Below are 25,387 nucleotides of genomic sequence, written 5' to 3'. Positions count from 1 at the left end.
CCGGCCCGCGGGCGCCACGCCCGCACCCGTACCCCGCCCCGTCCCGCAACCCCACCCCGTAACCGCCCCCCTACCGGCGACAAGCTGACCGGCGACAAGCCCGGCCGACGTAAAGGAAGGTCCCCCTCCATGACCCGGGTCCTCGTGGTCGACGACGAACCACAGATCGTCCGCGCCCTGGTGATCAACCTCAAGGCACGGAAGTACGAGGTCGACGCGGCGCCGGACGGTGCCACCGCCCTCCGGCTCGCCGCCGAGCGCCATCCCGACGTCGTCGTCCTCGACCTCGGACTGCCCGACATGGACGGCGTCGAGGTGATCAGGGGGCTGCGCGGCTGGAGCCGGGTGCCGATCCTCGTCCTGTCCGCGCGCCAGACCTCCGACGAGAAGGTCGAGGCGCTCGACGCCGGCGCCGACGACTACGTCACCAAGCCCTTCGGCATGGACGAGCTGCTGGCCCGGCTCCGTGCCGCCGTCCGCCGGGCCGAGCCGGTCGGCGGCGGCGAGGACGGCGTCGTGGTCGTCGAGACGGAGGGCTTCACGGTCGACCTCGCCGCCAAGAAGGTCCACCGCGCCGGCAAGGACGTCCGGCTCACCCCCACCGAGTGGCACCTCCTGGAGGTCCTGGTCCGCAACAGCGGCCGCCTGGTGAGCCAGAAGCAGCTCCTCCAGGAGGTCTGGGGACCCTCGTACGGCACCGAGACCAACTACCTGCGCGTGTACATGGCGCAGTTGCGGCGGAAGCTGGAGCAGGACCCCTCCCACCCCCGTCACTTCGTCACCGAACCGGGCATGGGCTACCGCTTCGAACACTGAGTTCGGTGCCGGGTCCGGCGTCGGCGGGGGCCGGTACGCTTTCTGTATGAGTGCTGCACCGCGTACAGAGAAGCCGGCCGGGCGCTTCCGCCGTATGCTCGACCGCCTTTCCACCTCGCAGGAGGAACTGGAGTCGGTGGAGCTCCGGGAGGACTCCGCGGCCTCGGGGTGCACGCGCATCTCCGACTGTGCCGACCGACAGATAGTCAAGGTGACTGGTACGTTGCGCACGGTCACCCTGCGCCCCCGGGCGGGTGTGCCCGCACTGGAGGCCGAGCTGTTCGACGGCACGGCACCGCTGGACGTCGTCTGGCTGGGCCGCCGGTCCATCGTGGGCATCGAACCGGGCCGCAAGCTGATCGCCTCCGGCCGCATCTCGATGAGCCACGGCCGGCGGGTCCTCTTCAACCCCAAATACGAGCTGCGACCGCTCGGACAGGAGTAGCCGGTGACGTCAGTCGACAAGCCGACCGCCGACCACGGAGCCGGGACCGGCCCCGTCGCCGACAAGGCGGTGACCGAGGCCGCGCTCTTCGAGGCGTTCGGCGGAGTGCGCGGCATGGTGGAGACGGTCCTGCCGGGCCTGCTCTTCGTCACCATCTACACGATCAACAAGAACCTGCACTTCTCGGCCATCGCCGCCCTCGGGGTCTCGCTCGTCCTCGTGGCCGTCCGGCTGGTCCGCCGCGACACCGTCAAGCACGCCTTCAGCGGCGTCTTCGGAGTCGCCTTCGGTGTCGTCTTCGCGATGATGACCGGCAACGCCAAGGACTTCTACCTCCCGGGCATGCTCTACACGCTCGGCCTCGGCCTCGCGTACATCATCACGACCCTCGCCGGCGTGCCCCTGATCGGCCTCATCCTCGGCCCGGTCTTCAAGGAGAACCTCTCCTGGCGCACCCGTAACCCCGGCCGCAAGAAGGCGTACGCGAAGGCCAGCTGGGCCTGGGGCCTGATCCTGCTGGCGAAGTGCGCGATCCTCTTCCCGCTGTACTGGTGGGCCGACACCACGCAGCTCGGCTGGGTCCTGGTCGCCCTGAAGATCCCGCCCTTCCTGCTCGCGGTCTACCTGACCTGGGTGTTCCTCGCCAAGGCGCCGCCGCCCATCGACGTCTTCGCCGAGATGGAGGCCGAGGAGCAGGCGGAGAAGGCCCGCAAGGCCGAGGCACAGGGCCGCCCACAGGCGTAGCCGCCCGCCCACAGGCGTGGCCGCGGCGCGCCCCCACCGCGCGCCCTCGTCGCCGCGCACCCCCCGAGCGCACCCACGGTGCGCCCGCCGCACGAGAGGGGCCCGGGACCTGTCACAGGTCCCGGGCCCCTTCGCCGTACCACCCACCCCGCCCGGCGCTCCCGCGAAGGGCGGCAGCGGGCTCAGGACTCGTTGGACTCCCGGCGGACCGACAGCAGCTCCTCCAGCTGCTCCTCGCGCGCCTGCGTGGCCACGAACAGCAGCTCGTCGCCCGCCTCCAGGGTCTCCTCCGGGCTCGGCGTCAGGACCCGCGAGCCGCGGATGATCGTCACCAGGGAGGTGTCCTGCGGCCAGGCCACGTCACCCACCTGCGTGCCCGCGATCCCCGACTCCGGCGGAAGCGTCAGCTCCACCAGGTTGGCGTCACCGTGGCTGAAGCGCAGCAGCCGGACGAGGTCGCCGACGCTCACCGCCTCCTCCACCAGGGCCGACATCAGACGCGGCGTCGAGACGGCGACGTCCACGCCCCACGCCTCGTTGAACAGCCACTCGTTCTTCGGGTTGTTCACCCGGGCGACCACGCGCGGCACGCCGTACTCGGTCTTGGCGAGCAGCGACACCACCAGGTTGACCTTGTCGTCGCCGGTCGCCGCGATGACGACGTTGCAGCGCTGCAGCGCCGCCTCGTCCAGCGACGTGATCTCGCAGGCGTCGGCGAGCAGCCACTCCGCCTGCGGCACCCGCTCCACCGAGATGGCGGTCGGAGCCTTGTCGATGAGAAGGACGTCGTGCCCGTTCTCCAGGAGCTCGCCCGCGATGGAACGGCCCACCGCGCCGGCGCCGGCAATAGCGACACGCATCAGTGACCGCCCTCCTCGGGACCCTCGGCGAAGGCCGCCTCGACCTTGGCGATCTCGTCCGTCCGCATCATCACGTGGACGAGGTCACCCTCCTGAAGCACCGTCTGCGAAGTCGGCAGGACCGCCTCGCCCAGGCGGGTGAGGAACGCCACCCGCACCCCGGTCTCCTCCTGGAGCCGGCTCACCTTGTGGCCGATCCACGCCGGAGAGGTGTGCACCTCGGCCAGCTGCACGCCGCCGCTCGGGTCGCGCCACAGCGGCTCCGCGCCCGACGGCAGCAGCCGCCGCAGCATCTGGTCGGCGGTCCAGCGGACCGTCGCCACCGTCGGAATGCCCAGACGCTGGTAGACCTCGGCACGCCGGGGGTCGTAGATGCGGGCGGCCACGTTCTCGATGCCGAACATCTCCCGCGCGACCCGCGCCGCGATGATGTTGGAGTTGTCACCGCTGCTCACCGCGGCGAACGCACCGGCCTCCTCGATCCCCGCCTCACGCAGCGTGTCCTGGTCGAAGCCCACGCCCGTGACCCGGCGCCCGCCGAAGCCCGAGCCCAGACGGCGGAAAGCGGTCGGGTCCTGGTCCACGACCGCGACCGTGTGCCCCTGCTGTTCCAGGGTCTGCGCGAGAGCGGCTCCCACTCGCCCGCAGCCCATGATGACGATGTGCACGTCCCCTTACCCCGCACTCCTGATCGTCTTGCTGACCTGCGAAAACACCCTGCTCACAACTTTCCTCGCCCGATTCGCCCGGGCCGTGGCGGGCAGCGTCACCATCGCGCTGCCCGGTCCGAGCTTATGCGGCAACAGTGGCCGGGACCGCATCCGAGGTGGTAACCAGGGAGATTCCGTGCGGATCGGGGGTGCCGGTCAGCGTGGCGCTTTTCGAACGCTTACGATCCTCTGTTGTGTCCAAACTGACCGACGTGCCCAAACGGATCCTCATCGGACGGGCCCTGCGCAGCGACAAGCTCGGCGAGACCCTCCTGCCGAAGCGCATCGCCCTCCCCGTCTTCGCCTCCGACCCGCTGTCCTCGGTGGCGTACGCGCCGGGCGAGGTCCTCCTCGTCCTGTCCGTCGCGGGCCTGTCGGCGTACCACTTCAGCCCCTGGATCGCGCTGGCCGTCGTCGTCCTGATGTTCACGGTCGTCGCCTCCTACCGGCAGAACGTCCACGCCTACCCGAGCGGCGGCGGCGACTACGAGGTCGCCAACACCAACCTCGGCCCCAAGGCCGGACTCACCGTCGCCAGCGCGCTGCTCGTCGACTACGTCCTCACCGTCGCCGTCTCCATCTCCTCCGGCATCGAGAACCTCGGCTCCGCCGTGCCGTTCGTCGTGGAGCACAAGGTCTTCTCGGCCATCGCGGTGATCGTGCTGCTCACCGTCATGAACCTGCGCGGGGTGAAGGAGTCCGGCGGTCTCTTCGCCATCCCGACGTACGTCTTCGTCTTCGGCGTCTTCGCGATGATCATCTGGGGTGCCTGGCGCGGCATCGTCCTGGACGAGACCATGCGGGCGCCCACCGCCGACTTCGAGATCAAGCCCGAGCACCAGGGCCTGGCCGGCTTCGCGCTGATCTTCCTGCTGCTGCGCGCCTTCTCCTCCGGCTGTGCCGCCCTCACCGGCGTCGAGGCCATCTCCAACGGCGTCCCCGCCTTCCGCAAGCCGAAGTCGAAGAACGCCGCCACCACCCTCGCGCTCATGGGCGGCCTGGCCGTCACCATGTTCTGCGGCATCATCTTCCTGGCCACCGCCACCGACGTCCGGATGGCCGAGAAGCCCGCCCACGACCTGCTGCTCAACGGCAAGCCGGTCGGCGAGGACTACGTCCAGGACCCGGTCATCTCGCAGGTCGCCGCCGCCGTCTTCGGCGAGCACACCTTCTTCTTCGTCCTGCTGGCCGCGGCCACCGCGCTCGTCCTCTTCCTGGCCGCGAACACCGCGTACAACGGCTTCCCGCTGCTCGGCTCGATCCTCGCCCAGGACCGCTACCTGCCCCGCCAGCTGCACACCCGCGGCGACCGTCTCGCCTTCTCCAACGGCATCGTGCTGCTCGCCGGCGCCGCCGCCCTCCTGGTGTGGGTCTACGGAGCCGACTCGACCAAGCTCATCCAGCTCTACATCGTCGGCGTCTTCGTCTCCTTCACCCTCAGCCAGATCGGCATGGTCCGGCACTGGAACCGGCACCTCGCGACCGAGCGCGACCCGGCGAAGCGCCGCCGCATGATCCGCTCCCGCGCGATCAACACCTTCGGCGCCTTCTTCACCGGTCTCGTCCTGGTCGTCGTCCTCGCCACCAAGTTCACCCACGGCGCCTGGGTCGCGCTGCTCGGCATGGTGATCTTCTACGTGACGATGACCGCGATCCGTAAGCACTACGACTCGGTGGCCGCGGAGATCGCCGCCGCCGAGGAGCGCCCCGACGAGTACGTCCGCCCGTCCCGGGTCCGATCGGTCGTCCTGGTCTCCAAGCTGCACAAGCCGACCCTGCGCGCCCTCGCCTACGCCAAGCTGATGCACGCCCACGAGCTGGAGGCGCTCACCGTCAACGTCGACCCGGCCGAGACCAGGGCCCTCAAGGCGGAGTGGGAGCGGCGCGGCATCAACGTGCCGCTGAAGATCCTCGACTCGCCGTACCGGGAGATCACCCGGCCGGTCATCGAGTACGTGAAGAACCTCCGCAAGGAGAGCCCCAGGGACGCCGTCTCGGTGTACATCCCCGAGTACGTGGTCGGTCACTGGTACGAGCACTTCCTGCACAACCAGAGCGCCCTGCGCCTCAAGGGCCGGCTGCTGTTCACGCCGGGTGTGATGGTGACCTCCGTGCCGTACCAGCTCCGCTCCTCCGAGGTCGCGAAGAAGCGCGAGAGGAAGCGCCAGGAGTGGAACGCGCCGGGCTCCGTGCGCCGCGGGCCGGTGGAGAAGGGGCAGCGGGAACCGGCCGGAAAGAACAACTAGACTGGTGGGCTGCTGTGGAAGCAGCCCCCAGTCTCCCCTCTTCGCTCGTTCTTTCTCTGTCTGGAGCCCCCGATCATGCAGAACACCCCTGTTTCGTCGCTGGTCGGGGAGGAGTACGAGGTCGAGGTCGGCCCCGTGGCCCACGGCGGTCACTGCATCGCCCGCACGGAAGGCGGGCGGGTCCTCTTCGTCCGCCACGCGCTGCCGGGCGAGCGCGTCCGCGTCCGGGTCACCGAGGGCGAGGAGACCTCCCGCTTCCTGCGCGCCGACGCCGTCGAGATCCTGGAGGCGTCCAAGGACCGCATCGAGGCGCCGTGCCCCTTCGCGGGTCCCGGCAAGTGCGGCGGCTGCGACTGGCAGCACGCCAAGCCGGGTGCTCAGCGCCGCCTCAAGGGCGAGGTCATCGCCGAGCAGCTCAAGCGGCTCGCGGGCCTCACCCCCGAGGAGGCCGGCTGGGACGGCACCGTCGTGCCGGCCGAGGGCGACAAGCTGCCCGCGGGCCAGGTGCCGCAGTGGCGCACCCGCGTGCAGTACGCGGTCGACGCCGAGGGCCGCGCCGGGCTCCGCAAGCACCGCTCGCACGAGGTCGAGGTCATCGACCACTGCATGATCGCGGCCGAGGGCGTCTCGGAGCTCGGCATCGAGCAGCGCGCCTGGGAGGGCATGGCGTCGATCGAGGCCGTCGCGGCCACGGGCTCCCAGGACCGCCAGGTGATCCTCACCCCCCGGCCCGGGGCGCGGCTGCCGCTCGTCGAGCTGGACAAGCCGGTCTCCGTGCTGCGGGTCGAGGAGAAGGACGGCGGGGTCCACCGCGTCCACGGCCGCCCCTTCGTCCGCGAGCGCGCCGACGGCCGCACCCACCGGGTCGGCAACGGCGGCTTCTGGCAGGTCCACCCGAAGGCCGCCGACACCCTGGTGACGGCCGTCATGCAGGGCCTGCTGCCCCGCAAGGGCGAGACCGCCCTGGACCTCTACTGCGGCGTCGGCCTCTTCGCGGGCGCCCTCGCCGACCGCCTGGGCGACCAGGGCGCCGTCCTCGGCATCGAGTCCGGCAAGCGCGCGGTGGAGGACGCCCGCCACAACCTGGCCGACTTCCCGCGGGTCCGCATCGAGCAGGGCAAGGTCGAGTCGGTCCTCCCGCGCACGGGCATCACCGACGTCGACCTCATCGTCCTCGACCCCCCGCGCGCCGGCGCCGGCAAGGACACGGTCCGCCACCTCTCCGCCCTCTCCGCCCGCCGCATCGCCTACGTCGCCTGCGACCCGGCGGCCCTGGCCCGCGACCTGGCGTACTTCCGCGAGGGCGGGTACCGGGTGCGGACGCTGCGGGCGTTCGACCTGTTTCCGATGACGCACCACGTGGAGTGCGTGGCGATCCTGGAGCCGGTGAAGTAGGGCCGCTGACCTGCGGTTTTGTCGAGTGGGCGTGATGTGCGTCGGTGGTGACGTTTCCGTGAGCCGGGCGAGGTGTCCGGTGCGCCCGTAGGGCTTCGCGTCGACGACGGAGCCCGCCCAACGGCACCGGTTGACAGCGCGCGGGCCGGCGTTCCCGGCGCGCCCTCCTGGGTGGGTGCCAGCCGCGCGGCCGCATGCTCGGACCACTGGGCTGCCGGCCTGGACGGACGCCTCGTCAGCGCTGGGTTCCTCTGGTCGTACCGCGGATCGGCTTTTCCAGTCACTCGGCGGGAGTGCACCCGTCGATCGCCGGATGGCCGGCGGCGCCCCCGGGGCCCCAGGCTGGGGGCACGGCCCGTCGTGCTCGGCGGGGCGATGCCGTCCCGCCGCCGATCCTGTGCGGGGCGGACCGCGGAGGAAAGGAAACTTGTGAACACCGCATCCGCCCCGGAGGCGACGGGTGCCGAGTCCCTGCGCGTCCGCGAGACGCTCAAGGCGCTGTACGGAACCGCCCGCAAGTCGGCTGCTGACCGGGCATTTTGCTCCTCCACGACGGACACGAACGTCCCGGGAGCCCGACGGCCTTCTCGCGGCGGCCGCGCGCCGGACGTCACTTCGAGGTGCGGCGCCAGGGGTTCTGCCGCCATGACGGCGGGCGCGGCGATCGTGCAGAAGGTCTTGACCGACCACGGGGAGCGCTCTAACTTTCAACCGCTTGCCGAAAGTTACAGCAACGTTTTGCGGAGCGTGGCACCCGTAACCTCCGCGACTCATATCCCCACCCCCACCCCTTCGGGAGCCGCCGTATGAGCCGGACCTCACCTGCCTTAAGACGAATCCCCGCCGCTCTGGCGGGCGTCGGCCTGATCCTGGGCCTGACCACCGCCCTCACCGCGTCCGCCCAGCCGGCGGTGGCCGCGCCGACCGCCAACGGTGACAAGAAGGTCACCGCCGTGCTGTTCGAGTGGAACTTCGACTCGATCGCCCGCGAGTGCACGCGCACCCTCGGCCCCAAGGGCTACGGGTACGTGCAGGTCTCTCCGCCGCAGGAGCGCATCCAGGGCAGCCCCTGGTGGACCGCCTACCAGCCGGTCAGCTACAAGATCCAGGGCCCGCTCGGCGACCGCACCGCCTTCACGAACATGGTCGACACCTGCCACGGCGCGGGGGTCAAGGTCGTCGTCGACGCCGTGCTCAACCACATGACGTCCGGCTCGGGCACCGGCACCGCCGGCACGCCGTACGGCAAGTACACCTACCCCGGCACCTATGCGGACGTCGACTTCCACACCTGCCGCCGCCCCATCGGCAGCAACTACACCGACCGCTACAACGTCCAGCACTGCGAACTCGGCGAAACCGGACAGCCCTCGCTGGCCGACCTCGACACCGGCAGCGACCACGTCCGCGGCAGGATCGCCGGCTACCTCAACGACCTGCTGTCGCTGGGCGTCGACGGCTTCCGCATGGACGCCGTCAAGCACGTGCCCGCCACCGACCTCGCCGCCATCCGCGACAAGCTCACCGATCCGGGCGTCCACTGGATGCAGGAGGCCATCCACGGCGCGGGCGAGGCCGTCTCACCCAGCGAGTACGTGGCCACCGGCGACGTACAGGAGTTCCGCTACACCACCGACCTCAAACGCGTCCTGACCGGCGAGAAGCTGTCCTACCTCAAGAACTTCGGCGAGGCGTGGGGCTACCTGCCCTCCGGCCGGAGCGGCACCATGGTCGCCAACCACGACACCGAACGCAACGGCTCCAGCCTGAGCTACCGCGACGGCGCCCGCTACACACTCGCGCACGTCCTCATGCTCGCCCACCCCTACGGCACCCCGTCCGTCCACTCCGGCTACGAGTTCACCGACCGCGACGCCGGCGCCCCCAACGGCGGCAACGTCAACGCCTGTCACCGCGACGGCTGGACCTGCCAGCACGCCTGGCGCCAGATCGCCAACATGGTGGCCCTCCGCAACGTCTCCGAGGGCACCGGTCTCACCCATTGGTGGGACAACGGCAACAACGCCATCGCCTTCGGCCGCGGCAGCAAGGCGTTCGTCGCCGTCAACCACGAGGCCGGGGCGCTCACCCAGACGTTCCAGACCTCGCTTCCGGCCGGTACCTACTGCGACGTCCAGCACGGCGACCCGACCACCGGCGGCGGCTGCACCGGCACCACGTACACCGTCGGTACGGACGGCAGGTTCACCGCCACCATCGGCGCCCACGACGCCGTCGCCCTCCACATCGGCGCGAAGCTCGGCGACGAGCCGGGCGACAACACGGCCACCGTCTACTACGGCACCGACAGGAACTGGTCCGCCCACCACCTCCACTACGCCCCCACGGGCGGCGCCTGGACGGCCTCACCCGGTGTGGCCATGGAGAGCGCGTGCACGGGCTGGGTGAAGACGACCGTCACCCTCGGCTCCGCCACCGGCCTCAAGGCGGCCTTCACCAACGGCTCCGGCGCCTGGGACAGCAACAACGGCGCCGACTACGCCCTCGGCACCGGCGACGTCACGGTCAGGAACGGCACCGTCGGCACGGGCAACCCCTGCGGCGTCCAGCAGACCGAGCCCGGCGCCTCCTTCGCGGTCACCGCCACCACCGTCCCCGGCCAGGACATCTACGTCGTCGGCGACCACCCGGCCCTCGGCAACTGGGCGCCCGCCGCCGCCCTCAAGCTCGACCCCGCCGCCTACCCGGTGTGGAAACTCGACGTGAAGCTGCCCGCCGGCACGTCCTTCGCGTACAAGTACATCCGCAAGGACGCCTCGGGCAACGTCACCTGGGAGGGCGGCGCCAACCGTACGGCCACGGTTCCCGCCGACGGCAGGACCACGCTGAACGACACCTGGCGCACCTGACCTTCGCGCGGCGTCCGCACACGGGCCACCGCCGGCCGGGCGATCCGTGGTGAGGCCGCCGCGGCGGAAGACCGCCCTCCGACCAGGTGTCCACCGGTCAGGAGGGCGGCCTTCCCTCGCGTACGGCACGCTCGCCGGGGCGTCACACGTACGTCTGCCCCGGTCCCGGGGTCAGGACGGGTCGCCGTACTGCAGCCCGCGCCCGTTCGTGCCGACGTACACACGGCCGAAGGTGTCGGGGTCGCCGGTGACGACGCCGGTGCCGCCGATGCCGCCCCACTGGTGGGCGTCGTCGTTGACCCGGAGCCAGGTGGCGCCCTTGTCGGTGGAGCGGTGGACGCCGGTGACGTCGTTGACGGTGCCGATCAGGTACAGGGCCTGGTAGGAGGCGCCGGGGGCGGCCCTTCCGAAGCCGAGGGCGGAGGCGGACCGTACCGTGGTGAGCCGCGCGAAGGTGCGGCCGCCGTCAGTGGAGTGCAGCAGCCCCCCGTTCCCGCCGGCGATCCACAGGTGGCCGGCGACGCCGGGCACGGCCGTGAGCCGACCGGCGGGCAGGTTCGTGGCGCGGGCGGTGAAGGTCGCCCCGCCGTCCGTGGAGGCGTGCAGCGTACCGCCGGACAGGGAGTAGAACGTCCGGGCCGAGGAGCGGTCGGCGACGACCACGGCGTCGGAGCCCAGACCACCGACCCGCGACCAGCTCGCCCCCTTGTCGGTCGACCGGTACGGAACCTGGCCCGCCTGGGTCCACACGATCGTCGAGCCGTCGGCGGCGAGCGCGACACGGCCGTCCCGGGCGGCGGGCACCGGCTCGGACGCGAAGCCCTTCCAGCTGGTGCCGCCGTCGGTGGAGTAGGCGCCGTCCTGCGCCCCGCCCCGGCCGACGCGGACCATGACCGCGGGCGCGGACTGGGCGAAGTCGATGTCGGTGCTGTTGGTCATCATCGGGTTGTCCAGCCGCCCGGCGGGCACCTTGGTCAGGTCGTCGTGACGGAAACCGCCCTGGTCGCCCATGGCCGTCACGACGGCGGCGCCGCCGGGCGGGGCGACGGCGTCCATCAGCGCGGTCTCCTCCAGGCCCCGCGCCCCGGCCGCCCAGTGGCTGGTGCCACCGCTGTCGGTGGCGTGGGCGTCCTCGCTGCGCCAGATGCCGTTGCCCGTGCCGTACAGCACGTGCCCGGAGTCGAAGGGGTCGATGGCCAGGGCGGTCATCCAGTGCCCGGTGTGGGTGCCGACGTAGGGAGCGGCGGAGGCGTCGCGCACCGACCGGTCCGCCAGCGCCTGCCAGGTCGTGCCGCCGTCGGTGGTGCGGTAGATCTCGTCCTCGGGCCACCAGCGGTCGAGGGTGGTGACCATCACCGTGGACGGCCTGCGCGGGTCGACGGCCAGGCCGGAGAACCCGTAGCCGCCCTGGGAGGGGGAGACGTTCTTCCAGGTCGCACGGCCCGGCGTGTACTTCCACACGGAGCCGGCCGTCACGCCGTTGGGTCCGAGGGCGTCGGTGTACGTCAGGTAGAGCGAGCCGTCGCCGGAGAGGACGCCGTGCTGCGGGTACTGTCCGGTGGGCTGTCCGGGGACGGCCTGCCAGGTGCCGCCGCCGTCGGTGGAGCGGTAGAGGGAGGTGGACCTGTCGGCGACGCCGACGTACACCGTGCGGCTGCCGGCCGGGCCGTACGTCACGAAGGAGATGCCCGCGCCGCTGCCCGCGCCGTCCTTGACGGGGAACGAGGAGACCTGCTGCCACGTCGTCCCGCTGTCGGTGCTGCGCCACAGGCCGTTCTTGCGGGTGCCGAGGAGCAGGGTGCGGTTGTCGGACGGGTCGATCACGAGCCGCTCGCCCGCCCCGCGGCCGTCCTCGTTGCCGCCCAGCTTGAACGGCAGGTCGGTGCGCCGGAAGGTGCGGCCCCGGTCGGTCGAGCGCAGGATCGCGCCGTTGCCGGCCCACTCGTTGGTGTAGGTGCCGGCCGCGAGGTAGAGCCGGTCGGGGTCGACGGGATCGGTGGCCAGCGCGTCGATGCCCAGCAGGTTCCAGTCCTTCTCGCCGATCCAGTCGGTCAGCGGGATCCACTGCTCGGCCGCGGCGTCCCAGCGGTAGGCGCCGCCCATGTCGGTACGCGCGTACAGCAGGCCCCTCTCCCGTGGGTTGAACACCAGACCGGTGACGTAACCACCGCCCACCACCTGGGCGTTCTTCCACACGTACGGTCCGGTCCCGGTGGCCGGGGCCCCGTCCGTCCTCACCAGCCTCCACTGCTGGTTGGTGCCGCCGTGGCCGCGGTACTGGACGACCGCCGCGCCGTCGGCCGTGGAGGCCCCGGAGACGTCCAGGACCTGGCCGCTCCGGCGGGAGGTGAACGTGACGGCGTCGGAACCGCTGACGGCGTCGATCCGCCACTCCTGGGAGGCGGAGGAGCTGTCGGTCTGCTGTTCGGCGGCAGCCGACTGTGCGGTCGCATCGCCCGCTATGCCGAGCACTTTGCCGCTGTTGCGGTTCACCAGCTCGTAGTGGCCGTCGCCGGTGGGCCTCAGTCGCCACTGCTGGTTGGCGGTGTTCTGGTCGGTCCACTGCTGGATGCGGGTGCCGTCGGCGGTGGAGAAGGCGTTGACGTCCAGCACCTTGCCGCTGCGCACGGAGACCAGTCGGTAGTAGGCGCTGCCGTCGACCGTCGCGGCCCGGGAGTCGTCCTGCGCGAACAGGAGGTACGGCACGACGGTGGCGGGCACACCGAGCAGCAGGGCGGTGGCGGTCCTGCGACGGCGGTGGCGTCCGCGACGCCCGCCGTTCGTGGGGTTGTTCATGGGGGGTGTTTCTCCTTGAGGAACCGTGGATCGGGCGGGTCAGCGCCGCAGGGTGAGGACACCGGGCCGGTACGGCAGCCGGTCGTAGGGGCCTTGCGCGCCGGGGGACTTGCCCTGGTACAGGAACCGCAGGTCGCAGGGGTCGATGGTCATGGTCTGATCGGGGTCGCTGCGGACCAGGTCGCCGTGGCTGATGTCGTCGGTCCAGGTGGCACCGCTGTTGGCCCTGCCCGCGAAGGGGTTGCTCTCGGTGGCGGCCTGCGGGGTCCACGTACCGCTCAGACCGGAGGCCGTGAACGACCGGAAGTAGCGCCGCTCGTTCGCACCGCGCGCCTCGACGATCATGAGGTACTGGTCGCGGCCCTTGACCTTGTAGACCTGCGGCGCCTCGAAGAGGTTCTTCGCCGTGTCGCTCATGACCGTCGTGTACGACGAGCCGAAGCTGCCCGGGAAGTCTCCGATCGGCATGCTCGCCCGGTAGATCCTGCCGTTGTCACCGGCGAAGAACAGGTACATGTTCTTCTCGTCGCCGATCAGCGCCTGGTCGATGGGGCCGGTGCCGGACTCGGTGCGGGGAATGCTGCCGGTGAACAGCGGCCGGGGCGCCGACCAGCCGTTGGGGTCGGTGGGGTCGCTCGACGTGCGGTAGCTGAAGGGGGACGCGCCCCACTGGTACGCGAGGACCCAGATCTTCTTGGGCGCGAAGTAGAACAGCGTGGGGGCCACCGCGTTCCCGTTCATCCGGGTCTGCCCGGCCGACGCCATGTCGGACCAGTCCGTGAAGGGGCTGAACGCCATCGAGCCGTAGGACGTCCCGGACGCGGTCGACGCGTACACCAGGTGCTTGCCGCCGTACGTCACGTGGGTGAAGTCCTTCACCGCGGCCCACCCGTTCGACGGCTGTGCGAGGGGGCCGGTGGAACTCCACCTGTACGTGGACGGAAGGGCGCACGTGCCGCCGCCCGTCGCGGAGGGGGCGGTCCACTGCTGGTTGCCGACGGGCGCGCAGGTGTGCAGCTGGATCCCGGTGCCGTTCGCGGTGGCGGCGCCGACGGCGTCGAGGCACCGTCCGGACTGGACGCCGGTGATCGTGCCGTCGGCGTTGACGGTCCACTGCTGGTTGGCGCCGCCGTGGCAGTCCCAGACGACCACCGGGGTGCCGTTGGCGGTGCCCTTGCCCTTGGCGTCCAGGCACCTGTCGCCGTCCACCCTCAACTGCTTCGCGGCGGTGTGGGTCCAGCGCTGCCCGGCCTGTCCGCCGCAGTCCCACAGTCGGGCCCGGGTGCCGTTGGCGGCGGCGCCGGGGACGTCGACGCAGCGGCCGGAGGCCACGCCCCTGATCTCTCCGGTTCGGCCGGCCGGCTCGGCCGGGGTGGTGCCCGAGCCGGAACGGAGGGCGTTCATGACGGCGGTGTACGCGGGCTTGGGCTTGCCGTCGCCGTCGAAGAGAAGGGGCTTCTCGTCGCTGCGCCAGGAGTCGCCGTCGCGGACACCCCACACCGTGATGCCGGTGCACCGGGCCACCGACAGGCAGGCGTCGACCGCGCTCGCGTAGTGGACGGGTGAGGCCTTCGCGATGTCCAGCTCGGTGATCTGCACGTCGACACCGAGGGCGGCGAAGCCGGCGAGGGTGGTCCTGAAGCTCGCCGGCGGGCCGCCGTCCCCGAAGTGGCTCTGGAACCCGACGCAGTCGATGGGCACGCCGCGGGACCTGAAGTCCTTGACCATGCGGTGGACGCCCTGGGTCTTGGCGTCCGACCAGTTCTCGATGTTGTAGTCGTTGTAGCAGAGCTTGGCCGAGGGGTCGGCCGCGCGGGCGGTTCGGAACGCCTCCTCGATGAAGCTGTCGCCGAGCACCTTCTGGAAGACCGAGTCGCGCAGCCGGCCGCTGCCGCCGTCGGCGAACGCCTCGTTGACCACGTCCCAGGCGTGGATCCTGCCCTTGTAGTGGGTCAGCTGCGTGGTGATGTGCTGGTTCATCACGGCGCGCAGCGTCTTCGCGTCGCGGATGGAGCCGACCCAGGAGGGGAGCTGCGCGTGCCAGACCGTGGTGTGGCCGCGTACGCGCTGGCCGCGCGCCAGGGCACGGTCGACGATCCGGTCAGCGGGACCGAAGGTGAAACGGCCGCGCGACGGCTCGGTGGCGTCCCACTTCATCTCGTTCTCCGGGGTGATCATGGTGAACTCGCGGTCGACGATCGCCGTGTACGCCGGATCGCCGAGCCGGCCGGCGGCCACGGCCGTGCCGAAGTACCTCCCCGAGGGGGCCGCCTGGGTCCCCAGGCCGGCCGCGCCGGCGGAACCGGGGAGGAACGTCACGACACCGGCCACCACTGCCGCGGCCGACAGTCCTGCCACCACGGTGCGGCGACGCCGGCGGAGCCGGTGCAGGCCCTTCGTGCTTCTGCTCGGGGGCCCTGCGTACCGGTCGCCCGGTGTTCGTGGGATGTGCTGCGTCATGGGGGAACCTTCTTCAGGGGACACGTCGGTCGGGGACGTCGGCCCCGCCGCGCCGGTAGGGCCGGGCGGACGGCGGGATGACCCCCCTGAAGGGGAGGCGTCCGGGCGCGCGGGCTCGTAACAGAAAAGTCGCGTCGCCCGGAGATTTTTTTCGGTGAGGCGTCTCGCGGCGGCAGGCGATCCCGGACTCCCGCGGCGGCGACGCCGGTCTTGGCGTGGTGCGGGAGCCGTGCCGGAGCGTGCCGGAGGATCACCGGCCGGCACTGCTACCGGCCGTTCCGCCCGGGGAGCGGACGGTCAGGTCCAGGCACCGCGCACGACGAAGGAGGCCTGGCCGGCGAAGGTCCCTGTGCCGTCGGAGCCGTCGAGCCAGATGCCACCGTCGCGGTGCCGGAGGACCGATCCCGGGTAGTTGTGCGCGTGCAGGGTCACCGAGCCGGCGACCGCGCCGGGGCGGGGGCAGAAGGTCGCGTCCTCACGGAAGAGCGCGCTGCCGTCATCGGCGCTGAGCCGTAGCCGTAGATAGGAGTGGCGAAGGTACCGGCCGTCAGCCGCGCGGAAGGTGACGCACCGTGGGTCCGCCAGCCCCCCGACCACCGTGAACGTGCCCCGCTGACGTACCTGCGCGCTGCTGGACGCGGAGACCGGGCCGAGCGTCGCGAAGTCGCCGTCGTAGGTGGCGAACAGGCCCGGCGCGTCCACGGATTCGAGCGACCGTGCCCCCAGCGGGACGGTGCCCGCGGCGGCGGACGGGCTCGCCGGTGACGCCCTCGTCGGGGAGGGGCCCGCCGGGGTCGGTGCGGCCGACGCGGTGGTGCGCGACGGGTTCGGCGCGGGACGGCCGGCCGTCGGAGCGACGATGACGCCGGGTCCCCGCGGCGCCGGGTCCGGCCAGGTCACATAGGTGGCGGTCCCCGCGATGAGCACGGCGCCGGCAGCCAGGCTCACCAGCGGATGAGCGGTCACCGCCTGGAGTTTCCCGGTCAGCGCGCTGCGCAGGCCGCCTCCCTGCGCCGCCGTGCCGGCGGCGACGGACGCCGCGGCCGACCCGGCAGTGCCGGTGACCGCACCCGACAGCAGGCCCTTGGCGACCAGCGCGGCGACGAGCCCGGCCGGTACGGCCAGCGCCGTGAGGCTGAGGGGCAGCAGCTCGGCCGGCACCCGCTCCGCCGTCGTCGCCGTGCAGACCGGGCAGTCCCGGGTGTGCCGCGCCAACCGCTTGCGCCACACCGATGCGGGCCGGCCGTCCCAGCCGGCGACGGTCTCGCCGACCCCCGGACAGCGCGGGTCGGCCTCGAGCGCGGCGACGATCGTCCGGCACAGTTCCAGCTGCTCGCGCATGCGTTGCAGGCGCACTCCGACGTGCGCGACCGAGAGTCCCGTCGCGGCGGCGATGTCCTCCCGGCTCAGCAGACCGGCGCACTCCTGCCACCACAACGACAGCAGCACCCGGTGGTCCGCGTCGAGCCACCGGCCGGCTTCGACGACCCGCCGGCGCTCGTCCGACACGTGCAACCGCAGGATCGTGACGTCCACGGGCTCGGCACCGGCATCCGGTATCCGGTGAGCCTCGTCGATGACCGTGGTCCGGTCGGCGAAGACGTGTTGCCTGCGCCAGTGGTCGTTGATCTGCCGGAGAGTGATCGACACCAGCCAGGACCGGAAGCTCTCCGGGGCACGCAGATCGGGAAGGTCACGCACCACGCGCAGCAGGGTCTCCTGGACCACGTCGTCCACATCGGCATGACCGCTCAGCGCTCGCCCGACGATGTTGTAGACCAACGGCAGGCAGGCGGCCATCAGTTCCTCGCGCGCCCGAGCGTCACCGGCCTGCACCGCGACGACCAGTCTGGCGTGATCCGTGTCCATGAGCCCCCTTCCCGCCTTCCCAGGGGAACGATCCGCCGAGTACGGCGGCACACCCTAGCCGCGGTGACGGTGTACGACCAACGCGACTCAACGCCGCGGGCGCGGGTAGGGGCCCTGCGCGGGTCGACAGGACGCCGGCCCGGAGAGCGGTCTGTGGGCGAGAGGTGGCGGGCCATGGAGCGTACAGCGCTCGTCGTGATCGACATGTTGAACACGTACGACCACCCGGACGCCGACCGGCTCGTCCCCTCGGTGCGCGAGGCCCTGCCGGTCGTGGAGGAACTGCTGCGGCGTGCTCGGGCCGGCGGCGCGCCGGTGATCTATGTGAACGACAACTTCGGGCAGTGGCGCTCCCATCACGGTGAGCTCCTCGACGAAGCGCTGTCCGGTCGGCACCCCGAACTCGTGCGGCCGATCGTTCCGGACGACGACTCCCTCTTCGTCGTCAAGGCGCGCCACTCCGCCTTCTTCGAGACGCCCCTCGCCTATCTGCTCTCACAGCTGCAGGCACGGCGGCTCGTCCTGTGCGGGCAGGTGACGGAGCAGTGCGTGCTCTACTCGGCGCTGGACGCGCACATCCGGCACCTCGACGTCACCGTCTGCCCGCAGGCGGTCGCCCACATCGACCCCGAGCTGTCCGATGCCGCACTGCGCATGATGGAACGCAACATGGGGGCGACCATCTGCCCCGTGGACGCCATCGACTTCGGGGAACCGGAGGGGAAACCGGCTCCCTGACGTGCGGCTCCTGCCGGGTGTGGCTCCGCGCCCCTGCCGGTCGCGGACACGTACTCCACCAGGCTCCTGGCCTCGAAGGCGCGCGGTCGACCCGGCACGGCCGCGTGGAGCGGGGCGGCATCGACCGGCCCGGCCGGCGTCCGGACCCTCAGGGCGTGAAGAGGACCTTGACGGCGCCGTCCTGCTTCTTCTGGAACATCTCGTACGCCTGGGGCGCATCGGCGAGCGGGACCCGGTGGGTGGCGAAGTCGTCCACGCCGAGCGGGTCGGCACCGGTGAGGAGGGGCAGGAGGTCGTCGACCCAGCGCCAGACGTTGGCCTGCCCCATGCGGAGCTGGATCTGCTTGTCGAACATGGTCAGGAGCGGCATCGGGTCGGCCATGCCGCCGTAGACGCCGGACAGCGAGATGGTGCCCCCACGCCGTACGAGTTCGATGGCGAGGTGGAGGGCGGAGAGACGGTCCACGCCGTACCGTTGCATCATCCTGGAGGCCAGGGCGTCGGGCAGCAGGGTGGTCATGTGCTGGGCCCCCTTCGCCAGCGGCGCACCGTGGGCTTCCATGCCGACGGCGTCGATGACGGCGTCGGGGCCGCGTCCGCCGGTCAGTTCCCGTACCTCGTCGGCGAGGTTCTCGCCGTAGGCGGAGAGATCGAGCGTGTGCACACCACGGGCGGCGGCCCGCCGCAGGCGCTCGGGGACGAGGTCGACGCCGATGACGAGGCCGGCTCCGCGGTGGGCGGCGATGCGGGCGGCCATGTCCCCGATGGGGCCCAGGCCGAGGACCGCCACCGTGCCGCCGGGAGGGATCGCGGCGTACTCGACGGCCTGCCAGGCGGTGGGAAGGACGTCGGACAGGTAGACGAAGCGGTCGTCGGGGCCGTCACCCGGTACGGGGATGGGGAGGGTGTTCCCGAAGGGGACCCGCAGGTATTCCGCCTGCCCTCCCGGAACCTGCCCGTACAGCTTCGTGTAACCGAAGAGGGAGCCTCCGGTGCCGTGCTCGCGGACCTGTGTCGTCTCGCACTGGGACTGGAGGCCCTGTTCGCAGGTGTGGCAGGTGCCGCAGGAGACGTTGAACGGGACGACGACCCGGTCGCCCGGCTTCACGCGGGTCACGTCGGGGCCGACCTCGGCCACGACGCCCATCGGCTCGTGGCCGAGGATGTCGCCGACGTCGAGGAACGGGCCGAACAGCTCGTACAGGTGCAGGTCGGAACCGCACAAGCCGGTCGTCGTGACCTGCACGATCACGTCGGTCGGGTCCTTGATCACGGGGTCGGGCACGCTGTCCACGCGGACGTCGCGCTTTCCGTGCCAGGTCAGGGCCTTCATGGTGTCTCCTCGCTGCGGTGGGAGGGGGCGAACCTGCGCGCCCCGGCTTTCATCGACGCGAGGCAGGGACGTACGTTCGTCGTGCGAAGCCGGCCCTTCGGCGAAGCCGGGCGCGGATGACCACCGCTTCCGGTTCCTCGCCTACGGACGCCGGCCCCTGCTGCTCCAGCAGCCGTACCGGCCACGGTCTGCCTCCGTCGTGGGTGTGACCCGCTCGCGCGGTCCGCGGCCGGTGGCCGTCTCCGCGCGACTTCCCCCAGCCGGGCGACCCATCCGTGGTATCGGGGATCACTTCGCGCAGCGCCCCGTCAGCGGAGGCCACCCGGCCGGGCGGTCGGACCATGAGACGGCACCGGGCCTTGTTCCTCCGTCACCCCCCGGTTCTTCTCGCGGAGCCGAGGAGCTCCGGCACCTGCGCCTCCTCTCGCTCGACGGGAAGTGCGGCAGCGCGGCTCCGCCCGTCTGCGCGGACGGGCGACGCTGAGGGAATCAGTGGTTCCCGGGCATGACGCCGCGCGTGCCGGAGCCGTGGCGGCCGCTGTCCTTGTCGCGTGCGGCGGAGGCGGCGGCGAGGGCGAGGAGGGTGGCGACGGCGCCGGTGATGAGGTTGCTCGTGATCGAGCGGGTACGGGCGACATCGCCCGCGACGACCCAGGGCGCGACGCAGGTCCAGATGCCGATCGCGGCCGCGGCCCAGGCCATGGAGTGGGTCCGCTCGTAGGAGTTGCCCAAGCCTCCCAGGAGGAGCATGTAGGCGATGCCGGCGATGAGGTTCGTGACGGCGAGGGTGGTGAAGCCGTTGAAGCCGGCGATCCAGGGGGGACGCGGCGAGGTAGAGACCCGTGATCAGGGCCAGAGCCTCGACCATCTGGGCCCGCGGGGTGGCGGCCGCCCGGTCGTGCCGGGCGCGGAGTTCCATCAGGTCGGGGTGTTCTTCGATGGGTGCGCGGTGCGTCGATGCCATGACGACCTCCGGAGAAGGAGTGGTGACCCGGCCCCTACCCATAAATGTGGCGTTAATAGGCAGAACATGGACAAATTCATGGTCATCTGTCGTGGGTCCCCGGGCGGAAACGACCGTGCCGGCCGGACCCGTCGCGTGCCGGTCCCGGGGGCTGCCGTTCCGTCGTCCGGGGCACACGGGCCGCCCGCTGGGCGTGGGCGCTGGCGGTTCCCCCCACGGCGGCGAAGCATGGGCAGGTGGTCTGCGGGCAGGCGGGCCTGGACCGCGGATCGCAGAAGCATCACGTGCACGTGCCTGCCACATTCGTTACGCGTCGAGGAGACCGCCGTGACATTCAATCCGCTCGAACAGCGGGGGATCCCGCTGGACCGGCAGCTGCGCAGTTGGCGTGAGCTGAACGTCAAGCCGATCGACCCCGACCGGTGCGATCCGTACACCCGGTGCCGCATCATCACGATGAACGGCATCGAAGTCGAAGCGATCATGTTCAGCCACATGCTGGCCCGCAACACGGTCGATCCGGAGGTGAAGCGGCAGCTGGCGCAGACGCGCTACATCGAGGCGCAGCAGCAGAAGGTCGTGAACTGGCTGCTGCCCGGTGTGTCATCGGTGCTGGAGACGACGATCGCGTACGAGCAGGTCGCCGTGGACCTCACGGCGTGGGTGGCGCGCATGGAGCCGGACCCGTATCTGCGGCAGGCGTACGAGTTCGGTGTGCTGGAGGACTTCGACCACCTGTACCGGTACGCGAACCTGTACGAGATGATCGAGCACCGCAAGGCGGAGGCGATCGTCGACGGGCTGACCGAGGTGATGCCCGGCCGTCCGACGAAGTTCCACCACCGCGATCCGGTGGACAACGTGCGCGACCCCTACGCGAAGGACGGCACCAACCCGCTGTCGAAGCTGCACGCGCTCACCATCATGTCGGCCGAGCAGCAGACGATGAACTTCTACATGAACACCGGCCCCACCTACATGGAGCCGATCGCCCGGCAGCTCTACCAGGAGATCGGGCTCATCGAAGAGGAGCACGTCACCCACTACGAATCGCTCGTTGACCCCGGCGAGACCTGGTGGGAACAGCTCGTCAACCACGAGTACAACGAGTGCTACCTCTACTACTCGTTCATGGAGCAGGAGAGCGACCCGAAGGTCAAGGCGATCTGGGAGCTGCATCTGAACATGGAGCTGGAGCACCTGCGCATCGCCTGCGACCTCATGCGGCGGCACGACGGCCGGGACCCGGAGTCGGTGCTCGCCCCGGAACTCCCGAACGTGCTCACCTTCGAGCCCAACAAGACCTACCTGCGCGAGCTCCTGGACACCCAGATCGATCTCACCACGCTGGGCGCCGGCTACGTCCGGGAAGCGCACGAGCGGTTCGAGAAGATGCAGGAGCAGATCCACGGCGGCGAGGAGCCCCCGAGCGAGCGCGTCATGACCGAGCACGACGCGATGTTCGGCCGCGAGTACCGCGTCGAATCCGAAGGCGAGCACCCCGACCCCGCCCTGCGCGGGAAGTAGGGAGAAGCCATGACCGGGCTGCAGACCCCGCACGCCGGGGACGACCTCGCTCCCGACACCGACGTCGTGTCGCTGCTCATGCGCCAGCACGGCGACATCCGCAACCTCTTCGACGAGGTGGAGGCCGCGTCGGGCGAGGAGCGCCGCGAGAGCTTCCGCCGTCTGGTGCGCCTGCTCGCCGTCCACGAGACCGCCGAGGAGGAAGTCGTCCACCCCTTCTCGCGGCGCGCCTTCCCGGGCGGCGAGCAGGTCGTCGAAGACCGCCTGGCCGAAGAGCACGCGGCCAAAGAGGCGCTCTCGACCCTCGACGACCTCGACACGGACGACCCGACCTTCATGCCCCGCTTCATGAAGCTGCGCACGGACGTCCAGGAACACGCCCGCGCCGAAGAACGCTACGAGTTCATCCACATCCGCCGCAGCACCGACGCCACGAAACTGGCGGCGATGGCCAAAGCCGTCAAAGCCGCCGAGGCGATGGCCCCGACCCGACCGCATCCGGGAGTGGAGTCGGCCGCCGCGAACATGACCCTGGGACCGGTCGCCGCACTCATGGACCGGACCAAGGACGCCGTCCGCAAGGCCATGGGCAAGGACGGCTGAGGGCGGCGGTCCCGGCCCCGGGCCGGGAGTCGCCCCAGGGCGGTGCCCTCATGGTGCCGTCCCCTGTCACCCGGTCGGCTCGCGTGCGGAGGCAGGGCGTCCTCCGCACGCCGGCCGGTCAGCGTTCCGCTTGTCTCACGACGGCCGACTGCGTGAACTGCAACGCGTCCGAGAGCGTCAGAGCGGTCAGGGCGCCGGTCACCGTGCGGGTGGCTTCCGGCCAGACGGCGCGCGCGCCGACGAAGGTGGTCACGATCCACACGCTCAGGCAGAACGGACAGCTGATCAGCTCGCCCAGGGTTTCCCGGCCGGGTTCCTCGCGGGGGGACTCGTTGAGTTCTGCCGGGGCGCCCGGACCGTCCACGTCGGTGAACGGGGCGCGTACGGGCCGCGTGACCGTGGCCTTGGCGATCAGCCGGCTGAGCTTGAACGTGGCGGTGGCGGTGAGGGCGAGCTCCCAAGGGCCGGGGGAGTCGGGCCGGGGACGCCCGATCCGGCGCCGGAGGGCCGTCCAGCCGGCCACGTATCCGGCGAAGCCGGCCATCGCACCCAGGTGCCCGCCGTGGGACCGCAGACCCGGAAATGTCGTCATGCACGTGCCTCGTTCCGTCGGCTCGGCCGTCGTCGCAGCGTAGCCGCCATGATCGACCGCAGGGTGCTGTCAAGGGCGCGTATACCCGGCTTCGACCTGCGAACGCCTGGACGGAGCGGCCCCGACGCGTCGTGGAACCGATCGGTGGGCGAGCAGGCCACCCCATCCTCGCCGGTGCGGCGAGGGCGTCGGCGACGACGCCTTCGCCCGGCCGCCGGGTGACTCACCCGGATGCCGTGCCCGGCAGGCATGCGGCTCGTGTGAGGGGTAGGCGTTCCGGGCAGCAGACGCGGCCCTGGTCAGGAAGGCAGGCTCATGAGTACACCGGTCCACCCGCCCGCGGTCCCCGACGCGCGGCCCGAGCCGCGCAGGTCGATGGTGGTGAGCGGTGTGATCGGGGCGACGGTGATGGCCGCGGTGGACGAGATCGTCTTCCACCAGCTGCTGGGCTGGCACCACTTCTATGACCGCTCCACCACCGGCGTCGGGCTGATGTCGGACGGGGTGCTGCACACCGCTGAGCTGCTGGGGTTGGTCGCCGGGTTCTTCCTCTTCGCCGATCTGCGGCGCCGCCGCGCCTGGGCCACGGCCCATGCCCGGGCCGGATTCTTCCTGGGACTGGGGTGCTTCCAGCTCTTCGACGGAATCGTGGACCACAAACTGCTGCGCCTGCATCAGATCCGTTACGGCGTGGATGTCACGCCCTATGACTGGGCCTGGAATCTCGGGGGCGTGGTGCTGCTGCTGGTCGGCGTGGCGCTGGCCGTCCGTGCGGCCCGCAGCGGCCGGGCCGGGACGACCTCGTGATCTTTGCGCACGTCCATCCCGGTCAGGCCGCGGGCCCCGGCCCGGCCGGGATGATGAACGCGGTGGTCGCGCTGACGGCGGCCCTCGCCTATGGGGCGGCCGCGGGCCGCCTGCGGCGCCGCGGGGACGTCTGGTCCCGGTGGAGGGACACGTCGTTCTCCGCCGGCAGCGGGGCCCTGGCCTGGGCGGCGGTGGGCCCACTGCCGGGCGGTCCGTTCACCGCCCACATGGTCCAGCACCTGATCGTCGGTATGGCGGCCCCGCTGCTGCTCGTCCTCGCCCGCCCCCTCACCCTCGTCCTGCGTGCCCTGCCCCCCGGAGCCGCGCGCCGAGGGCTGCTGGCGCTCGCTCACTCCGGTGCCGTGGGCCTGCTGCTCTTCCCGCCGCTGGCGGCCCTGCTCGACGCCGGTGGGCTGTGGCTGCTGTACCGCACCGAGCTGTTCGCCGCCCTGCGGCACCTACCGTGGTTGAACGCCCTGGTGCATGCCCACGTCCTGGCCGCGGGGCTGCTGTTCACCTTCGCCGTCTGCCAGCTCGACCCGGTGTCCCGCCGCTGGGGCCTGAGGGTGCGCGGTGCGACCCTGCTGGCCACCGGTGCCGCGCACGCCGTGCTCGCCAAGAGCGTGTACGCGGCCGGGCCTCCCGGCACCGCCTTCACCACCGCCGACCTGCACACCGGAGCTCAGGTGATGTACTACGGCGGTGACCTGGTCGAAGCCGCGCTGGCCGTCGTCCTGGCCGGCTCCTGGTACGCGGCCACCGGCCGTGCCCGGACGCGGCACCGGGCGCGTCGTCCCGCACCGGAAGCTGCTGTGAGCCTTCCCGCTCCGGCCCAGCGGCGAGGTGTCAGGTGGGCCCAGGACACCGGTTTCGCCGGCGTCGAGCCGGTCGCCCACGGGCCGGACGACGACGCTTCTCAGCCGGCCGGGCGGGGGAAGCCGAGCCGTACATCCCGTACGCCGGGGGAGTAGTGGACCAGCGGCCGCGCCGCACACGGCGGGAGTCCTGCGGCGTTCCGCAGGTTCTCCGCCAGGGACTCGACGGTGGCTCCGGCGAGGGGCCACGGCTCGTGTTCCACCGGGATCTCCCACAGCATGCCCAGACGTCGGGTGTAGGCCCGCCAGCGGGAGGTCAGCCAGACGTCGAGGTCCGTCCGCTGTGTGGGGCTCTCCCCTCGCCGGATGACCAGGTGGTAGGACACGTCGGCGCCCCGTCGTCTGCCGGCGTACTTCACTCGGTGTCCCTCCTGTGCCACGTGGAGGCGGGCGAGCCGGTAGGGGGCGCCGACCGTCTGGGCACCCAGCAGCAGCGGGTTGGTGACGTCCAGGGAGAAGAACCACAGTCCTCGTCGGCCACCGGAGTGCCGTACGTAGGTCCGTAGATTGGTCTCCGCGAAGCGCGGCAGTCCAGGCACGGCGGGGAGCGGATGGGGGCGCACGTCCGTCATCACGAACGGAGTGAGGCCGACCCACGCCGCTCCCGCGTACTCGTCCGGCTCCAGACCGTGAGGGAGCAGTCGCCGTACCGACTCCGGCGGGTAGGGCCAGTGGAGGAAGCACTGGGTGACCCAGGAACACCGCAACGCCGGCACGCGCACCCGCTGCGCGGTCAT

Annotated in this window: 19 protein-coding genes and 1 pseudogene; 11 read left to right on the top strand and 9 right to left on the bottom strand. The window is 71.4% G+C overall.

Annotated features, from left to right (window positions below):
• The first annotated feature begins 129 nt into the window (after positions 1-129).
• The 3 genes from ABD954_RS07850 to ABD954_RS07840 are packed head-to-tail and all read left to right on the top strand — an operon-like array spanning position 130 to position 2,005.
• Positions 130-816 (top strand): response regulator, encoded by a 687-nt coding sequence (locus tag ABD954_RS07850; protein WP_345485070.1) that lies wholly within the window; start codon positions 130-132, stop codon positions 814-816.
• A gap of 46 nt (positions 817-862) precedes the next feature.
• Entirely contained in the window at positions 863-1,261 is a 399-nt protein-coding gene (locus ABD954_RS07845; protein ID WP_345485069.1) for an OB-fold nucleic acid binding domain-containing protein, read from the top strand.
• A 3-nt stretch (positions 1,262-1,264) separates the two neighbouring features.
• Positions 1,265-2,005, top strand: a complete 741-nt coding sequence (locus ABD954_RS07840) for a DUF3159 domain-containing protein (RefSeq protein WP_345485068.1) — start codon at positions 1,265-1,267, stop codon at positions 2,003-2,005.
• A gap of 182 nt (positions 2,006-2,187) precedes the next feature.
• Here the strand turns inward: ABD954_RS07840 and ABD954_RS07835 are convergent, their stop codons facing one another.
• Positions 2,188-2,865: a potassium channel family protein gene (locus ABD954_RS07835; protein ID WP_345485067.1), complete on the bottom strand. Its 678-nt coding sequence runs from the start codon at positions 2,863-2,865 to the stop codon at positions 2,188-2,190.
• Positions 2,865-3,533 carry a potassium channel family protein gene (locus ABD954_RS07830; RefSeq protein WP_177151612.1) on the bottom strand — a complete coding sequence of 223 codons (669 nt, stop codon included), beginning with the start codon at positions 3,531-3,533 and terminating at the stop codon, positions 2,865-2,867. The genes ABD954_RS07835 and ABD954_RS07830 overlap by 1 nt, the downstream gene beginning before the upstream one ends.
• Positions 3,534-3,769: 236 nt before the next feature.
• Between ABD954_RS07830 and ABD954_RS07825 the strand changes: the two genes are divergently transcribed.
• The 3 genes from ABD954_RS07825 to ABD954_RS07815 all read left to right on the top strand — a co-directional run bounded on the left by ABD954_RS07825 (position 3,770) and on the right by ABD954_RS07815 (position 10,086).
• Positions 3,770-5,821: an APC family permease gene (locus ABD954_RS07825; RefSeq protein ID WP_345485066.1), complete on the top strand. Its 2,052-nt coding sequence runs from the start codon at positions 3,770-3,772 to the stop codon at positions 5,819-5,821.
• A 75-nt stretch (positions 5,822-5,896) separates the two neighbouring features.
• Positions 5,897-7,216, top strand: a complete 1,320-nt coding sequence (locus ABD954_RS07820) for a class I SAM-dependent RNA methyltransferase (RefSeq protein ID WP_345485065.1) — start codon at positions 5,897-5,899, stop codon at positions 7,214-7,216.
• 806 nt (positions 7,217-8,022) lie between these two features.
• Positions 8,023-10,086, top strand: a complete 2,064-nt coding sequence (locus tag ABD954_RS07815) for a carbohydrate-binding module family 20 domain-containing protein (RefSeq protein ID WP_345485064.1) — start codon at positions 8,023-8,025, stop codon at positions 10,084-10,086.
• A gap of 171 nt (positions 10,087-10,257) precedes the next feature.
• Here ABD954_RS07815 and ABD954_RS07810 read toward each other — a convergent pair whose 3' ends face one another.
• The 3 genes from ABD954_RS07810 to ABD954_RS07800 form a co-directional block, all read right to left on the bottom strand.
• Positions 10,258-12,882: an RICIN domain-containing protein gene (locus tag ABD954_RS07810; protein WP_345485063.1), complete on the bottom strand. Its 2,625-nt coding sequence runs from the start codon at positions 12,880-12,882 to the stop codon at positions 10,258-10,260.
• Positions 12,883-12,921: 39 nt separating this feature from the next.
• On the bottom strand, positions 12,922-15,342 hold the full coding sequence (locus ABD954_RS07805) for a non-reducing end alpha-L-arabinofuranosidase family hydrolase (RefSeq protein ID WP_345485062.1): 2,421 nt from the start codon (positions 15,340-15,342) through the stop codon (positions 12,922-12,924).
• A gap of 297 nt (positions 15,343-15,639) precedes the next feature.
• The gene (locus tag ABD954_RS07800) at positions 15,640-17,211 is read right to left on the bottom strand and encodes a sigma-70 family RNA polymerase sigma factor (protein ID WP_345485061.1); all 1,572 of its coding nucleotides are present in this window, start codon (positions 17,209-17,211) and stop codon (positions 15,640-15,642) included.
• 174 nt (positions 17,212-17,385) lie between these two features.
• Between ABD954_RS07800 and ABD954_RS07795 the strand changes: the two genes are divergently transcribed.
• The gene (locus tag ABD954_RS07795) at positions 17,386-17,949 is read left to right on the top strand and encodes a cysteine hydrolase family protein (RefSeq protein ID WP_345485060.1); all 564 of its coding nucleotides are present in this window, start codon (positions 17,386-17,388) and stop codon (positions 17,947-17,949) included.
• 148 nt (positions 17,950-18,097) lie between these two features.
• On the opposite strand, the gene ABD954_RS07790 is transcribed toward ABD954_RS07795, so the two are convergent.
• Positions 18,098-19,282 carry a zinc-dependent alcohol dehydrogenase gene (locus ABD954_RS07790; RefSeq protein WP_345485059.1) on the bottom strand — a complete coding sequence of 395 codons (1,185 nt, stop codon included), beginning with the start codon at positions 19,280-19,282 and terminating at the stop codon, positions 18,098-18,100.
• A gap of 489 nt (positions 19,283-19,771) precedes the next feature.
• Positions 19,772-20,246 (bottom strand): annotated as a pseudogene (locus ABD954_RS07785) (SPW repeat protein).
• A 327-nt stretch (positions 20,247-20,573) separates the two neighbouring features.
• Here ABD954_RS07785 and ABD954_RS07780 point away from each other — a divergent pair.
• Positions 20,574-21,773 carry a hypothetical protein gene (locus ABD954_RS07780; protein ID WP_345485058.1) on the top strand — a complete coding sequence of 400 codons (1,200 nt, stop codon included), beginning with the start codon at positions 20,574-20,576 and terminating at the stop codon, positions 21,771-21,773.
• 9 nt (positions 21,774-21,782) lie between these two features.
• Entirely contained in the window at positions 21,783-22,376 is a 594-nt protein-coding gene (locus ABD954_RS07775; protein WP_345485057.1) for a hemerythrin domain-containing protein, read from the top strand.
• A gap of 118 nt (positions 22,377-22,494) precedes the next feature.
• On the opposite strand, the gene ABD954_RS07770 is transcribed toward ABD954_RS07775, so the two are convergent.
• Positions 22,495-22,968, bottom strand: a complete 474-nt coding sequence (locus ABD954_RS07770) for a DUF1360 domain-containing protein (RefSeq protein ID WP_345485056.1) — start codon at positions 22,966-22,968, stop codon at positions 22,495-22,497.
• 315 nt (positions 22,969-23,283) lie between these two features.
• On the opposite strand from ABD954_RS07770, the gene ABD954_RS07765 reads away from it, so the two are divergent.
• Positions 23,284-23,775, top strand: a complete 492-nt coding sequence (locus tag ABD954_RS07765) for a DUF2243 domain-containing protein (protein WP_345485055.1) — start codon at positions 23,284-23,286, stop codon at positions 23,773-23,775.
• Positions 23,772-24,746: a cytochrome c oxidase assembly protein gene (locus ABD954_RS07760; RefSeq protein ID WP_345485054.1), complete on the top strand. Its 975-nt coding sequence runs from the start codon at positions 23,772-23,774 to the stop codon at positions 24,744-24,746. The genes ABD954_RS07765 and ABD954_RS07760 overlap by 4 nt, the downstream gene beginning before the upstream one ends.
• Here ABD954_RS07760 and ABD954_RS07755 read toward each other — a convergent pair.
• Positions 24,692-25,387: a YqjF family protein gene (locus ABD954_RS07755; protein WP_345485053.1), complete on the bottom strand. Its 696-nt coding sequence runs from the start codon at positions 25,385-25,387 to the stop codon at positions 24,692-24,694. The genes ABD954_RS07760 and ABD954_RS07755 overlap by 55 nt on opposite strands.

This window comes from Streptomyces roseoviridis (assembly GCF_039535235.1).
Classification (GTDB): Bacteria; Actinomycetota; Actinomycetes; order Streptomycetales; family Streptomycetaceae; genus Streptomyces; species Streptomyces roseoviridis.
This window is presented reverse-complemented; position numbering and strand designations above follow the sequence as displayed.

Excerpts from the sequence above, each read along its gene's own strand:
- ABD954_RS07795 (WP_345485060.1), top strand. The coding sequence starts at position 17,386 with ATGGAGCGTACAGCGCTCGTCGTGATCGACATGTTGAACACGTACGAC.
- ABD954_RS07805 (WP_345485062.1), bottom strand. The coding sequence starts at position 15,342 with ATGACGCAGCACATCCCACGAACACCGGGCGACCGGTACGCAGGGCCC.
- ABD954_RS07775 (WP_345485057.1), top strand. The coding sequence starts at position 21,783 with ATGACCGGGCTGCAGACCCCGCACGCCGGGGACGACCTCGCTCCCGAC.
- ABD954_RS07770 (WP_345485056.1), bottom strand. The coding sequence starts at position 22,968 with ATGACGACATTTCCGGGTCTGCGGTCCCACGGCGGGCACCTGGGTGCG.
- ABD954_RS07755 (WP_345485053.1), bottom strand. The coding sequence starts at position 25,387 with ATGACCGCGCAGCGGGTGCGCGTGCCGGCGTTGCGGTGTTCCTGGGTC.
- ABD954_RS07835 (WP_345485067.1), bottom strand. The coding sequence starts at position 2,865 with ATGCGTGTCGCTATTGCCGGCGCCGGCGCGGTGGGCCGTTCCATCGCG.
- ABD954_RS07765 (WP_345485055.1), top strand. The coding sequence starts at position 23,284 with ATGAGTACACCGGTCCACCCGCCCGCGGTCCCCGACGCGCGGCCCGAG.
- ABD954_RS07800 (WP_345485061.1), bottom strand. The coding sequence starts at position 17,211 with ATGGACACGGATCACGCCAGACTGGTCGTCGCGGTGCAGGCCGGTGAC.
- ABD954_RS07845 (WP_345485069.1), top strand. The coding sequence starts at position 863 with ATGAGTGCTGCACCGCGTACAGAGAAGCCGGCCGGGCGCTTCCGCCGT.
- ABD954_RS07790 (WP_345485059.1), bottom strand. The coding sequence starts at position 19,282 with ATGAAGGCCCTGACCTGGCACGGAAAGCGCGACGTCCGCGTGGACAGC.
- ABD954_RS07820 (WP_345485065.1), top strand. The coding sequence starts at position 5,897 with ATGCAGAACACCCCTGTTTCGTCGCTGGTCGGGGAGGAGTACGAGGTC.
- ABD954_RS07810 (WP_345485063.1), bottom strand. The coding sequence starts at position 12,882 with ATGAACAACCCCACGAACGGCGGGCGTCGCGGACGCCACCGCCGTCGC.
- ABD954_RS07815 (WP_345485064.1), top strand. The coding sequence starts at position 8,023 with ATGAGCCGGACCTCACCTGCCTTAAGACGAATCCCCGCCGCTCTGGCG.
- ABD954_RS07850 (WP_345485070.1), top strand. The coding sequence starts at position 130 with ATGACCCGGGTCCTCGTGGTCGACGACGAACCACAGATCGTCCGCGCC.